Source organism: Mesorhizobium tamadayense, assembly GCF_003863365.1.
Lineage (GTDB): Bacteria > Pseudomonadota > Alphaproteobacteria > Rhizobiales > Rhizobiaceae > Mesorhizobium > Mesorhizobium tamadayense.
Genome location: NZ_RQXT01000073.1, coordinates 1 through 12,541, shown reverse-complemented (window position 1 = coordinate 12,541; position 12,541 = coordinate 1). Strand labels below are relative to the sequence as shown.

Here is a 12,541-nt window from a genome sequence, read left to right as displayed (position 1 = left end):
AACATTTGGCTGGGGTTCCTGGAAGCTTTTCGAACTTTGCGTCGCGTTCACAGGCTTATCGGAAGCTGGAGCGCACCGATCCGACGAGAGGCTTCGTGCTCATATCTTCGCGGAGCGCGGCTTGCCGCCGCGCAGATGGCCAAAGCGGAAGACATCTGAAACGGCTGAGCGGACCATCAGCATCTCGCCGATATTTTCGTATGTTATGAGGCCCACCAGACGTTCGGCATTGTCCATAACGGCGACGGCCGGCACATTAGTGTTCTGCATCAGCCGCAGGCCTTCCTCCAGGCGTTTGCGGTAATGTATTTTCGGGATGTCGGTCCGCATTGCATTCGCAACCGATGCTGCAGGTCCTTTTTCCTTCAATGCGCGGATCATGTCGTCGCGTGTCACCAAACCGTCGAAATGGCCAGCAGAATCGATGACGGGGAATTCGTGCTGCGTGGTGGCGAGCAGCATTTCGACTGCCTCGTCGAGCGTCGCCGACTGTTCCAGCCGGATGAACTCGGTAATCATCACATCGGCGACCAGGACGCTTGTGGCCATCTCGCGGATTAGTGCGTTCTGCGCTTCCGCTGCCGCTGCGAGATAGACGAAGATGCCGATGAAGATCAGTAGCGGATTGTAGAGCAGTCCAACGAAGCCAAGGACGAAAGCCAAACCTTGCCCGATCGTGGCAGCGACTTGGGTCGCGCGCGACCAGGAAAGGCGTGCGGCAAGAGCAGCGCGCAGGACACGGCCGCCGTCCATTGGGAAAGCTGGAATCATATTGAATAGGACGAGGAAGATGTTGACCCCTGCGAGCCTTGCGAAAAAGCTCGTGTGCGGGTCCTCGATTCCGGCCATTTGTCCAAAGCCTGCCGGGCCGCCAAGCACGATGAAGATCAGCACAGCGATCGCGACATTGACCAGCGGGCCGGCGACCGCAATCACAAACTCCTGCAGCGGTTCTTCCGGCATGCGTTCGAGCCTGGCTACGCCGCCGATCGGCAAAAGTGTAATGTCTGGTGTGGAGATACCGAAGTAGCGCGCCGCGGCGATGTGGCCGAATTCATGCAGGACCACGCAGGCAAAGACAGCAACGATGAAGGCGACGCCTTCCCAGGCCGCTGGCGCGCCGCCGATCTGATAGTGCGTTAGCCAAATCCAGACAAGAAGGAGCAGGAAAGTAAAATGAACGCGCACGGTCGTGCCTGCGATCGTTCCTAGACTCAGCGACCAGCCCATGTTTATCCACTCCGAGAGGCCTCACTTTTCACCATAGGCCTTGGCGGGAACCTTGCAATCATCCGTCGGCCTTCAGGCGCTCTTGCTCATGGTCCGCTGAAGGCTGGGCAGGCGCGAGCGCCAAGCACCCGACTTGACTTGGTTGCCGGTCCGAGCTTGCGCTTGGGATTAGTCAAAAACCGCTCGCGTCGGATCGGGGAAGCCGGACCTCGGGGCCTCCACGGATCGCGAGTTTTGAGCGATTGTCTACAGGCCCGCGAGCTAACGAAAGGTGCTAACGAACCCCGCTAATGTGATTTTCTAAGGTATTGATTTTACTGAAAAAATGAACTGGCAGGGTTCCTGGAAGCTTTTCGAACTTTCTGCCTTGCGCCTCAGCCGGAATTGCGCGTGCATTTGAACGAAATTCGGATATGGCTGCGGGCCATCCGGTGCTCGGCCTTGATGTGGCCGATGACGTCGGCGGGGCGCTTCCGGCCCTTAGGTCCGGTTGGCATCGGCGCGTTGCTCCTTTGCCCTCTTACAGATATCATCCAATTTTTCGCGGACCCGGTCGTTATCAAACAGCAGCTTGGCGCGTGAGAATCCTCTGCTACGAAGCTCCCATTCGATGGCAAGCCATCCTTCATAGTCGCCAGATACCGCAAGTTTCCCGGCTTCGCGCCACATAAGCAGGTCACGCTCTCGGGACACACCCTTTCTCCGTGCTTTTGCGCTAAGCATATAGGAGGTCGGGCCTATATGTGAAATGCAATATGCATTTCGGAAAATTTCAAAACTGAGACGCTACCTCTAGTGGAACTATATTGCGCTGGATTGCAAATTCAGCCGGAGAGTTATGGCCAGTCGCAAGGGCGCCTCGCGCTAAGCTTGCAGCAGTGCGCCACCATATTGCGCCCACAGATGTTCGCAGTTCGACATCCGTAAGCTTGGCGTTCCGGTTTCCCCATAGAAGACCATTGCACCGCGGACGTCGTATCCAAGCACCGACGCATTGGCTACGAACTGGATGGCACGTCCTAAGCTCATGGCGCCCATCCGGGCCTCAATTCTGTTGGTGAGATCGACCACCCCGCGGATTTCCGCGTCCGCGCCTCGGCCGGCCCAAACAGCGGTTGAGATCGCATCGTCCAGAGCAAGGAGCATCATGTGAGTCCCGGTAAGCAGCGCTTGCTAACTTCGATGCGCGAAATTTGTTCCACTTCCCTGAAACAATCTGAGTCAACTATCCAGCGACGAGTATCGGCCCAAGTCATCGCCCGATGATCGGCCGCCCAAGCTCTGAAATCTTCATCCTCGAAGCTTCTCCGCCTCACGCGCCAGCGTCTTCCGGTCGTTGCCGTGCTGCTTGATGAGATCGCGGACCTGTTGGACCGTCAAACCAACCTTGTTGGCAAAGTGGCGTAGTTCGTAATCCTCGTCCGCCGATACGCGGTCACGGTCCAGAAAATCGCGCTTCGTTTTGTCGTCTGCCATGGCTGCTCCTCCTGAAGAGGGAAGAACTGCCACCTGGCAAGGCGTTTGATATCCGGGCGTGCGTCACATAACTCACGAACGAATTTGATGGTCTCGCCAATCGTCCGGATATTTCCATGATCCGTTTTGCAAATGATGGAACTCCTGCGCACCGTCTCCGCTCACGCATTGCTCCTGCGAGGCCGTTGGATTCTCGGGCGTGGCAAGCGACGTGAAAGCCGCGTTGAGACCACTGAAGAAGCTGCGCTTAAGTCGCTGCGCCACAGCATTTTCTGCGAGGGACATATTTTTACATTTTGAGATTTTTTTTACATTTTGTGATTTGCGCGATACCGCTAACGGGGCTCTGTTGGGTGCAAGCCATTCGGGCTTCAGGCGTTTGGGCAAAAAGGGCGGGGGTGTGAAAGGGCCAAGCATGGCCAATACGAACACCATTGTCTTGAGTGGCGACTATGGCTACCGCCAATATAAAGCATCCGGTCTGCCCGCCGACACCATAATCGATGCCACCAACGCCTCGTGGATCGTCGCCAATCAGGGAAGCCCCACCAACCTCTATCCCTTCGCGGTCGTCAACCCCGGCGACAACCTCGTGGCTTTGGGCGGCACGATCAACGGCACGGTCTCCCAAACCGGCGACTGGGAGAGCATTTACGTCAACTCCGCCGCAGTCCGCGTGAATTCAGCCCACAGCTTTGTCATCGACGACTGGACGATCACCAAGCCCTGGGATGGCATCCGTGTCGGCGGCTCTGGCACCTTCCTTATCGAGGATAGCTATGTCGGCTACTCACGAGACGACGCGGTCGAGGACGACGACGTCATCGGCGGCACCATCCGGGATTCCCTGTTCGATCACGTGTTTTCCGGAGTGAGCCTTGGCGACGGTGACGTGGATGGGTCTGACAACTCGGTCACCATGGATGGCATGCTTCTAGGCATGGGAGAGTACCTTCGCAAAGGCGAGATGACCCACGGTTCGCCATTCAAACTCGACAAGGGCACAGGCGCTAACGATATCGTACCCAGCCTGCACTTTATCGACTGCGTGGTGGCGATCACCGACGTTCACCACAACGGCTTGGATCGGGTGCAGCGGGCCTGGGACAAGACGGTCGAGTCGCACGGCAATTACTATCTCAACCTCTCCGACACGCCGCTGCCGGCGGATTATCCAATGCCGCCCGCCGGCTGGACGGTCCTTCAAGGCCAGGCGGCCCGCGACTATTGGGCCCACGCCAAGGCGGCCTGGCATGCAGTCCATGACGGGACCGAACCGACACCGTCACCTACGACCCCGCCGACCGACCCGACACCGTCACCTCCGACCCCGCCGACCGACCCGACCCACGGAACGACCGGGAACGATACATTTGTCGGCACTGGCGCGGCCGATAGCTTTGATGCCCTGGCTGGCAACGATACACTGCGGGGCCTGGGTGGCAACGACGTGCTGACCGGTGGCAGGGGCGAGGACACCTTCGTGTTTGACACGGCCTATGGCCCCGGCAATGTCGACACACTCACCGACTTCGACGCGGAACATGACGCGCTTTATCTCGACAGTGCCGTCTTCACCAAGCTCGGCGCCGGTTCATTGTCCAGCCCGACGCAGGTGAACTCGTCGTATTTCGAGTTGCGAGAACACGCCGACCACAGCAACGATCACCTGCTCTACAACCGGGCCACGGGCGTTCTGTCCTATGATCCCGACGGCTCGAAATCGACCCCGCAGGTGGAAATCGCCCACCTAGAGCCCGGGGCGGCCCTGACCTATCACGACGTGTTCGTCGTTTGATCGCTCATGCGATCGGACCATGGCACCGGGCGAAGGTCGGGCAGTTCACCCGCCGGTGTCCGGTTCCGACGATCGCCGATCAAAATGGCAGCGGAGCGCCGATGCTGCCGGCACTGGCCGCACCACGGTTGCGCATAATCCGGCGGACGAGTTCCATTTTGGGTAGGTTGAAGGCCGCAGGTGGCAGGGTCGGGCCTATCTTTCCCGAAAGGCGCGCTGGAACGAATCCACCAGCGGCTTGGTCAGATAGCTCAGAAACGTTCGCTCGCCGGTCGAAATGAAGGTTTCGACCGGCATGCCTGGGTAGATCTGCTCGGGCTTAACCTGCGGTGGCAGCTTATCAGCCATATTAAGCCGCACGGTGTAATAGGGCTGTCCAGTGCTGGGTGTGATCAGCCGGTCCGCCGAAATGTAGAACACCTTTCCCGGCACTTTTGGTGTTGTCCGCGCGTTGAGGGCTGTGAACATCATGTTCGCACCTTGGCCGACTCGGATAGAGTCGATGTCTTCAGGCTTGATCTTTGCCTCGATGATAAATTCATTCGTCGGCAGAATCTCCATTGCAACCTCGCCAGCACGGATGACGCTGCCTTCGGAATTGTAGAGTGAGCGGACAATGATCCCGTCCACCGGGGCACGAATGGTTGTTCGCACCAGGACCGATCGAGCGGCGTTGATTTGTTCCTCAAGGTCGGCCACCTCCACTCGGGCTTTGTTCAGTTCCGTGACGGCATCCTCGACCCGGCTGGTTGTAAGTCTTTCAATCTGTTGGCGCGCTTCCACGATCTGGATCGCCGAGCTGGCGATTTGCGCCTCCAGGGATCCCGCCTGACCTACCAACTCGGCGGTGCTACGCAGAAGATCGGTGTATTCAGAACGATTTGTCAGTCCCTTTTCCAGCAAGTGCTTTTTGCGTTCCGTCTCGGCATTGACGATCGCGAGCTGGTTTTCCGCAGCATCCTTCTGCGCCTTCAAGCCGGAAACGGCTTCCTGAAGGGCAGCCACCCGTTCCCTCAGGATTTCCTGATCTGCGGCATAGCGCGCTAGCCGAGCCTGAAACTCCTTGGTTTGCTCTGCAAAGACGTCAGTGAATTCGGACGCGCCTGAGTGGGCGCCTAAATCGCGGGGCAGGACGATTTTCTCCAGGCCGTCCCGTTCTGCCTCGAGCCGCGCGATCTCGGCTTTTTGTGCGACCCATTGTTTGAGGACTCGGTTGAGCTGGGACTGCGCCACCGTTGGATCGAGCACGATCAGGGCCTGGCCTCGTATGACTCTGTCACCCTCTCGGGCCTTGATGCTGCTGACCACGCCACCTTCGAGATGCTGGATCATGACATTCTGTCCAGCTGCTGCAACCACTCCTGGCGCGATCGTTGCTCCGGCAATCGGCGCCATTGCGCCCCAGAATCCGAAGCCAAGCAAGAAAACGGACACGCTTGCATACCCCGCCAGCGTGATCCGATCTGTGCGTGTATCGACGTTGCGCTGCCAGCTGTACGTCCTGGCGCCGATGGTTTGGCTAGTCATTAGCGACCTTTATCTCCCCGCGAGCAGATGAGGGGAAAGGCACCACTCCTTCGCGCGACTGAGAGGCTGCGGGCCGCCCCGCCTGGGCCCGTCGCTCGACAAGTCTATCGAGCACGCCCTTGGTCAAACCGTAGATCTCGACCTGGCCATTGCGTAGCATCAATATGCGATCGCATTTGGAAGCGAGAGAGGGCCGATGGGTTATGACAAGCACGGTCGTTTTTCGTGAACGCGCCCCGATAATCGCCCGCTCGAGCGCGGCTTCGCCGTTGGAATCGAGATTTGCATTGGGCTCGTCGAGAACCAGCACCTTGGGATCGCCGTAGAAGGCCCGAGCAAGCCCGATGCGCTGACGCTCGCCACCCGAAAGGCGAACGCCGGTCGGGCCGATCAGCGTCGAATAGCCATCCCTCTGACCCAGGATGAGCTCATGCACTTGGGCCCGCTGGGCTGCTTGCACTAATTTCTCGCCGGGCGCATCCGGTTCGAAACGAGCGATATTCTGGGCAATGGTTCCCGGGAAGAGTTCCACATCTTGCGGCAGGTAACCAATATGGCGGCCGAGTTCTTCCGGATCCCAGTTCCGAATATCGCCGCCGTCGATCCGGATCGCCCCCGAGCGGGGCTCGATCGCACCGACGATGAGGCGCGCCAGAGTCGATTTTCCAGCCTGGCTCGGGCCCACAATCGCGACTGTTTCGCCGGCGGCGACCTCAAAGGTCAAGCGCTTTATCAGCGGCAGCGACCCGTCGGCCGCGCCCGGAAGATGATAGACTACTTGGTCCACGCTTAACGCTCCTTCAGGAGCCGGCAATGCTACGCTTTCGTGGTTGTCGGGTCCGGATCGGAGAGCCGAAAGCCTCTTCCATGCAAGATTGGCGTCGATGATCTGCCGCCAACTCCCAATGATCTGATCAAGAGGTTGCAGAGCGCGCGCCGAAATCATCGAGGATGCAAATATCATACCGGCGGTCATCTCGTTGTGCAGAACCAGATAAGCGCCGACCCCCAATATCGCGATCTGCAGTGTCGAACGAGTGGTGCGCGATACACCGCCATAAAATGCATTGATGCGAGCGAGCCCATCCGAGGCGTGTAGAGACCCGGAAAAACGGGTTCCCCAGAACTCTATCGCGTTGGACACCATGCCAAGTGCGCGAACGGTTTCGAAGTTTCGGGCGAAGGCCTGCGCCGAATTCAATGAGGCGTTGAGACTCTCCGCCGCCTCCTTGCCAGGTCGCGAGCTCGCGACCTGGTTCAGCATGGCGATGGCGACCATGAGAACCGCCCCGACGACCGTCACAAGGAAGAGCAACGGATGGATGAAATAGAGCAGGCCCACGAAGATTGGCCCGAAAGGAAGGTCGAAGAGAAAGAAAATGGTTCTCGAAGCGATGAAACCTCGCAGGGTGGCCAAGTCGCGCAAGGCTTGGACATCGCCGAGGCCAGCGCGCGGGCCACTCATTGCAGCGAGAAAAGACGATGTGCCCAAAGAGACATCCAGTCGCGCCGCGAGCCGGCTTGCATATACACCCCGCACGACTTCGAGCACGCCGAAGAGCAAGAGCGACGTAAGCGCAAGCAATGTTAGGTAGGTGAGAGTGTCCAAATTGGCGGCGGGCAAAACCCGATCATAGACCTGCAGCATGTAGAGAGGCAGAACTAGCACCAGGGTGTTCATCACCGCGGAGAACAGGCCCATTTCGACCACGCTCTTCGATAGCACCCTTCTATTCGTGTAAGTGGGCATCCCCGAAATCGTCTCTTTTTTGGCTAAGCGGTCATTTTAGACAATCTTTATATATCATGCCAGGCAGCCGCGCTATCGGTTGCGACCTTTTGACAGCCAAGGAAGAGCCGAAACGAAGGCTGAGCCTCACGTCAACGATTGCTGCAGCAGCCGAAGAAGAAGCTCGTGGGGGCAATTTATCCACAGGGCATCCAGTTTGGCTGGGGAACCTGGATTCGAACCAGGACTAACGGAGTCAGAGTCTTTTTAGGCTCATTGAAATCATTGTAGTTTTTTCACCTTTGTCGCTGTCGTGTTGCTATCAGACCAAAAGCGCCGCTGCTGCGTTGTCCATAGCGCCCGCATCGTCGCCCTTCGGGAACAAATGCGAATAGGTGTCGAGCGTGACCTGAATAGAGCTATGGCCCATGCGATCCTGCACGATCTTGGGCGGCAAGCCGAGTCCGCCGTCCTCCGGGCGGTTGATTAGCCAAGACGCATAGAAGTGCCTGAGCGCATGGAGGCCGGAATATTTCGGCTCTAGAATGGGGTTGCCCTTGGCGTCCTTTCCGCCTGTGTCGATCGTGACGCCGGCCGCAAGCTGGGCGGGGTAAAACCAGCGCTTGGTGATGTTCGCATAGAACTCGATTTTGCCCGTTCCAGATGGGAACACGAGCCCAAGCGCACCGGCTGGACAATCCTTTTGCCACTCCTTCAGCGCTTTCACTAAGTCGGCGGGGAGGGGAATTGTGCGGCGTCCCTTCGACGACTTCGGGGATCCGATTTCATGGTAAGCGTCGGCGCGCTGGCGGATCGTCACCGTCGCTTTGTCGAGATCGAGGTCAGTCCAACGAAGCCCGCGAAGCTCGCTTGCGCGCATTCCTGTTAGGATTGCCGTCATAAGGAACACGCGCGGCTTACCATTAGCTGCGGCCAGCATGGCGCGCACTTCTGCGGGCATGGGGATGTCGACGCCTACCTGCACTTGTTCCTTGTGGCGGGCTGCGGCTTGCGCCTTGCCCTTCTTGCGGCCAAGGTCTTTGACCGCGTTCTGAACGACAAGCCCGCGCTCTTGCGCGTCGGAAAGCAGCGCACCAAGCGACACGCGAACGGCGCGCACCATAGCGGCGCTGCGCCCATTGGCGGCTAGATTGTCGAGGAAGGTCCGAACTGCGGGGATGGTAATTTCGTTCAGCTTCTTTTTGCCGATGAACGGCACGACATGAAGATTAACGTGTTGCGTATATTGCGCGACCGTCGAGCGCTCTAATTCCGCGCACGATGCTAGCCAATACTTAGCAGCTTCCGCTACCGTTACCGTTGCACTGTCCGCAACGTGGACTTTGCCATTTACCTCAATGCGCGCCTTCGCTTCGAATGCGAGCGCGTCCTTTTTCTTGGAAAACGTCTTTATGTGACGCTTCCCCGTCTGGGCGTAGTAATCAACGATCCAGGCGGTTTTCTGGACCCCTTTGGTTTCCCATGTGCGCTCGCGAATAGACATTGCCGACCCCGTTTTGATGTGACTAACGGAGTCTATAGCAACATGGCGTATCGGGCGCAAATGGAAAGATCACGCACACCACACACGGAATGCGAGAAAATGCTTGACATTTTTGGCGAAATATGTTAACCGCTGACACACTGCGGAACCATCCAAATACTACGGCCGCAGAAAAACCCTGTCAAGCACTTTTTTCGACGAAGGAGCATTTTTTGGAACCGGCAAATGACAACCTTGCCTCCGACATTCTCCGGGGAGCCGACGCAATCGCTGCGTTCTTGGGCTTCCCGCGGAGGGCGATTTACCACCTCGTTTCGAAGGGCGGTATTCCGCACTTCAGGCTCGGCGAAACGGTTTGCGCGCGCAGATCGACGCTGACAGAATGGATTTCTGAACAGGAGAGGGCGGCGTAATGGCGACAGATTCTTGGAAGCTCACAAACTTTGAGCGCGTCCTTCCGCTTGAGACCGAACGGGCCGTCTTTGATGTCGAATTCCAGTCTGGCGCGATTGTTCGCGAGATCCAGATTGTCCCAAAAGGCGACGGCTGGCAGTTGCAAAACTGTGATGGCCTTTCGCCGCTTCTGCATGTGCCTGTGATGGAAGCCGCAGTCATCGAAATTAGGAACAGACCTCACTTTTAATCCTACCCCGCCCGCGGCCTCAATCTCCTAAGCAACCCACCGCAAGGGCGCCGCGGGCGTTTAAACCCATAGTTCCAACCGGAAATCTCACATTGCAAATCCTATCCATTCGGCGCTCACAAGCGCCGGGCGCTGACGCGCGCTTTGACATTGCCATAACCGACCAACTCCGCTTGTTTGGCTTGTGCTTGACCAAGAACGCCAGCGGCGCTTGGCGCACCTATGCACCCCGAAACAGCGGCGTGCGTGTCGCGAGTTTTCATCCTGCCTTGGCTGATCAAATAACCAGCGCTGCCGTAGCGGCGCTGGAGGGCGGCAGCCATGTCGGAAGCTAAGGAGCCGCGCACCGTAAAGCCCGGCTCTCTTCTGTCGCAGTGGTGGACGCTTGGCGCGATTGCTATCGATAGTCGCACGGCCGGCCGACACATGACCGTCGCCTGGGTCATTATTGACCGCTACATGCAGAGCAAAGGCGGCAGCCGCGCCAGCCTGCGCTACATCGAGAAAGCCACCGGACTTTCAAAGCCAACCGTGATCGGCGCGTGCCGCGAGTTGGTCGATTGGGGCTATTTCACCCGCCATCTTGGCGAAGGCACCCGCCCCAGCGAGTACGGTCCAGAATGGCTAGTGGTAAACCCCTCTTTACCGCAAGCTAGTGGTCAACAGGGGTTTACCACAGGTGGTCAAGATGGGTTGACCACTACAGCGGCTAGCGGTCAACAGGGGTTTACCAAAGACCTACTTACGTCACCGGCTGACAAGCCGGCTGACAGTAAAGTAGGAAATGAAGATACCCCCGACACCCCTGCGCATGGCCTTGCGGCCAGCGCGGGGTCGCGGGACCCGTTCGATAGATTCTGGCAGTCCTATCCGCGCAAGTATCAAAAGCCAAAGGTGAGAGCCGCTTGGGACAAGCTCGCGCCAGACGCAGATATGGCGGAGCGCATCATCGATGCTGCGGCGCGCTGGGCAGATCACTACCAGGCAAATCCGGTCGACAAGAAATGGATCCCTGCACCTGCGAACTGGCTTGCCGGCGAGCGCTTCGATGAAGACTTGCCGTCCGTCTATGTCGACGCAAAAGAGGCGGCCATTGCCAAGGCGAAGGACAAGCCGAAGAAGCCTGCCGTTGCCGACAATGACAACGCCGAGGTCGAGTGGGTTGGCGATGTATCCGCGTTCGTGCCAGCCGGGCGCCATGTAATCAGGATCAAGGATGCCTGGTATCATGTCGACGGCGACAATCATGAGGCGACTCTGGTCTTTGATGTCGATGACCAAAACATTGTCCTGACCGATGTAGAACATTGCTTCTTTGTGCAGCACCAAGACGAGAATGTGCAGATCAAGGGTCAAAGGCACCTCAACGACGCGTGCAATTCGGCAGGCATCGCCGATATCCAGGACATAGAAGAGTTCATAGGAAAAGACGTCGAGGTGATCGTCGGCAAGGACGGCAGCATTCGTTACATTCCGGTTCGGGAACGGAAAGCAGCGTGAGCGTATCACTGTCTTAAGAAAAATCGCCTGCAAATACTAACTATAGTGTTTGCAGGCGCGCTCAACGCTAGATACTGCGCAAAGAAGTGAGACCGGCCTAAGCCGGCAAAACCAAACACAGGATATAGGGAACACCCATGAAAAAGGATGTGCCGGTTTTTGACCGGGCGCAAGAACTGCCTCGCTTTCTGGACGATCGTGGCGAGGGAGAATGGAGCCACAGGACCGCCGTCAAGGTACGCGGCAAGCCGGTCTTCACGATGAGCGACGGCCCGACGATAGCGTGGCGCCAGGCGGCACAGGCGCGGCGCCTGACATCGAATCGATATCGCGGCCAACTGGTCGCTGATAATCAGAACTGGCCGCTGGGTAAGCTGTTACGGGCCGAGGGCGAGGACTATCTGCTGAAGGTCGCTGAGCGCTATCGCGACATGCACGACGCAGCCACGGCGCCGCATGATCTGGTCGGTCAGGACATGGCTGACAATGTGTATCTTATGGCCGACTTGAGGCTGGACGAGTCCACCGGCGACCTGACCGACAAAGGCGTTAAGAGGGTGGCTGGCCGAAAGGCGCGGCTCGACATTCCGGCAACGCGCGCTGTTGCGGCCGACCCCGACAAGACGAAGCGGAGGGCGAAGCCTATTCCGAAGAAATGGAACGGAGATTGGCCGCTCCTGCACCACATCGACGCGACCCGCGAACTAACGGCGGCACGATCTGCGCTTGGCTGGCTAAGGGAGGCATTCGAGGCGGCGGTCTGCCATGGCGAAACGCTGGAAACCATCGGCCGGGACCATGGCGTCGGCAACCCGAAGGGCGCGGCTGGTGGCGGTCGAGCGCTGGTTTTCCTAGGTCTGCAAGCCATGAACGAGTTCTGGCTTAAGCCTGCACGGCGAGTGGCTGCGGCATAGGTCGTACCCCAATTCCTTACCCCGTTGGGTAGGGAGGGAGATATATTACAGTTTCAGGTCACTTGCTGGCCTGACGGTGGCAGCGCCTGAGGGTTGCAGCCACCGACAATTCCACAGATAGGCGGGGTTATCCTGCGGCGCGGCCAGCGTCGTTCAAGCACGGGCGCGGCCCGCCACCAGTTCATGGACATCCGCGAACGTGCGTCTGGCAAGCCTTGCC

General features: G+C 58.3%; 13 protein-coding genes. 5 read left to right on the top strand and 8 right to left on the bottom strand.

The genetic code is table 11. From position 1 onward, the window contains the following. Positions 1-99 precede the first annotated feature (99 nt). The 5 genes from EH240_RS33555 to EH240_RS33540 all read right to left on the bottom strand — a co-directional run bounded on the left by EH240_RS33555 (position 100) and on the right by EH240_RS33540 (position 3,129). On the bottom strand, positions 100-1,230 hold the full coding sequence (locus tag EH240_RS33555) for a site-2 protease family protein (protein WP_125006589.1): 1,131 nt from the start codon (positions 1,228-1,230) through the stop codon (positions 100-102). A gap of 374 nt (positions 1,231-1,604) precedes the next feature. Then, positions 1,605-1,727, bottom strand: a complete 123-nt coding sequence (locus EH240_RS39790; protein ID WP_281035195.1) for a hypothetical protein — start codon at positions 1,725-1,727, stop codon at positions 1,605-1,607. A 367-nt stretch (positions 1,728-2,094) separates the two neighbouring features. Further along, entirely contained in the window at positions 2,095-2,376 is a 282-nt protein-coding gene (locus EH240_RS33550; RefSeq protein WP_125006621.1) for a hypothetical protein, read from the bottom strand. A 144-nt stretch (positions 2,377-2,520) separates the two neighbouring features. After that, positions 2,521-2,706, bottom strand: coding sequence for a DUF3606 domain-containing protein (locus EH240_RS33545; protein ID WP_125006587.1), 186 nt, complete (start codon positions 2,704-2,706; stop codon positions 2,521-2,523). Between the two features lie 72 nt (positions 2,707-2,778). Continuing rightward, positions 2,779-3,129, bottom strand: a complete 351-nt coding sequence (locus EH240_RS33540; protein ID WP_125006585.1) for a hypothetical protein — start codon at positions 3,127-3,129, stop codon at positions 2,779-2,781. Here EH240_RS33540 and EH240_RS33535 point away from each other — a divergent pair. Further along, positions 3,122-4,504: a calcium-binding protein gene (locus tag EH240_RS33535; protein ID WP_125006583.1), complete on the top strand. Its 1,383-nt coding sequence runs from the start codon at positions 3,122-3,124 to the stop codon at positions 4,502-4,504. The two genes, EH240_RS33540 and EH240_RS33535, sit on opposite strands and share 8 nt — an antisense overlap. 195 nt (positions 4,505-4,699) lie before the next feature. On the opposite strand, the gene EH240_RS33530 is transcribed toward EH240_RS33535, so the two are convergent. The 3 genes from EH240_RS33530 to EH240_RS33520 form a co-directional block, all read right to left on the bottom strand. Beyond that, positions 4,700-6,031, bottom strand: coding sequence for an HlyD family type I secretion periplasmic adaptor subunit (locus EH240_RS33530; RefSeq protein ID WP_125006581.1), 1,332 nt, complete (start codon positions 6,029-6,031; stop codon positions 4,700-4,702). Next, complete coding sequence (locus EH240_RS33525; RefSeq protein ID WP_125006579.1) at positions 6,024-7,781, bottom strand: type I secretion system permease/ATPase; 1,758 nt, start codon at positions 7,779-7,781, stop codon at positions 6,024-6,026. The genes EH240_RS33530 and EH240_RS33525 overlap by 8 nt, the downstream gene beginning before the upstream one ends. Positions 7,782-8,082: 301 nt before the next feature. Next, complete coding sequence (locus EH240_RS33520) at positions 8,083-9,264, bottom strand: tyrosine-type recombinase/integrase (RefSeq protein WP_125006577.1); 1,182 nt, start codon at positions 9,262-9,264, stop codon at positions 8,083-8,085. Positions 9,265-9,386: 122 nt separating this feature from the next. On the opposite strand from EH240_RS33520, the gene EH240_RS33515 reads away from it, so the two are divergent. From EH240_RS33515 to EH240_RS33500, 4 genes are all read left to right on the top strand, one after another. Continuing rightward, complete coding sequence (locus tag EH240_RS33515) at positions 9,387-9,677, top strand: helix-turn-helix transcriptional regulator (RefSeq protein ID WP_125006575.1); 291 nt, start codon at positions 9,387-9,389, stop codon at positions 9,675-9,677. Then, positions 9,677-9,907: a hypothetical protein gene (locus EH240_RS33510; protein WP_125006573.1), complete on the top strand. Its 231-nt coding sequence runs from the start codon at positions 9,677-9,679 to the stop codon at positions 9,905-9,907. The genes EH240_RS33515 and EH240_RS33510 overlap by 1 nt, the downstream gene beginning before the upstream one ends. Positions 9,908-10,228: 321 nt before the next feature. Then, positions 10,229-11,407 carry a helix-turn-helix domain-containing protein gene (locus EH240_RS33505; RefSeq protein ID WP_125006571.1) on the top strand — a complete coding sequence of 393 codons (1,179 nt, stop codon included), beginning with the start codon at positions 10,229-10,231 and terminating at the stop codon, positions 11,405-11,407. A 137-nt stretch (positions 11,408-11,544) separates the two neighbouring features. Then, the gene (locus EH240_RS33500; RefSeq protein WP_125006569.1) at positions 11,545-12,321 is read left to right on the top strand and encodes a hypothetical protein; all 777 of its coding nucleotides are present in this window, start codon (positions 11,545-11,547) and stop codon (positions 12,319-12,321) included. Positions 12,322-12,541 lie beyond the last annotated feature (220 nt).

What these genes read in the sequence shown, in the direction of transcription:
- EH240_RS33555 (WP_125006589.1), bottom strand. Translation starts at nt 1,230, where the DNA reads ATGGGCTGGTCGCTGAGTCTAGGAACGATCGCAGGCACGACCGTGCGC.
- EH240_RS39790 (WP_281035195.1), bottom strand. Translation starts at nt 1,727, where the DNA reads ATGCCAACCGGACCTAAGGGCCGGAAGCGCCCCGCCGACGTCATCGGC.
- EH240_RS33550 (WP_125006621.1), bottom strand. Translation starts at nt 2,376, where the DNA reads ATGCTCCTTGCTCTGGACGATGCGATCTCAACCGCTGTTTGGGCCGGC.
- EH240_RS33545 (WP_125006587.1), bottom strand. Translation starts at nt 2,706, where the DNA reads ATGGCAGACGACAAAACGAAGCGCGATTTTCTGGACCGTGACCGCGTA.
- EH240_RS33535 (WP_125006583.1), top strand. Translation starts at nt 3,122, where the DNA reads ATGGCCAATACGAACACCATTGTCTTGAGTGGCGACTATGGCTACCGC.
- EH240_RS33530 (WP_125006581.1), bottom strand. Translation starts at nt 6,031, where the DNA reads ATGACTAGCCAAACCATCGGCGCCAGGACGTACAGCTGGCAGCGCAAC.
- EH240_RS33525 (WP_125006579.1), bottom strand. Translation starts at nt 7,781, where the DNA reads ATGCCCACTTACACGAATAGAAGGGTGCTATCGAAGAGCGTGGTCGAA.
- EH240_RS33520 (WP_125006577.1), bottom strand. Translation starts at nt 9,264, where the DNA reads ATGTCTATTCGCGAGCGCACATGGGAAACCAAAGGGGTCCAGAAAACC.
- EH240_RS33515 (WP_125006575.1), top strand. Translation starts at nt 9,387, where the DNA reads ATGTTAACCGCTGACACACTGCGGAACCATCCAAATACTACGGCCGCA.
- EH240_RS33510 (WP_125006573.1), top strand. Translation starts at nt 9,677, where the DNA reads ATGGCGACAGATTCTTGGAAGCTCACAAACTTTGAGCGCGTCCTTCCG.
- EH240_RS33505 (WP_125006571.1), top strand. Translation starts at nt 10,229, where the DNA reads ATGTCGGAAGCTAAGGAGCCGCGCACCGTAAAGCCCGGCTCTCTTCTG.
- EH240_RS33500 (WP_125006569.1), top strand. Translation starts at nt 11,545, where the DNA reads ATGAAAAAGGATGTGCCGGTTTTTGACCGGGCGCAAGAACTGCCTCGC.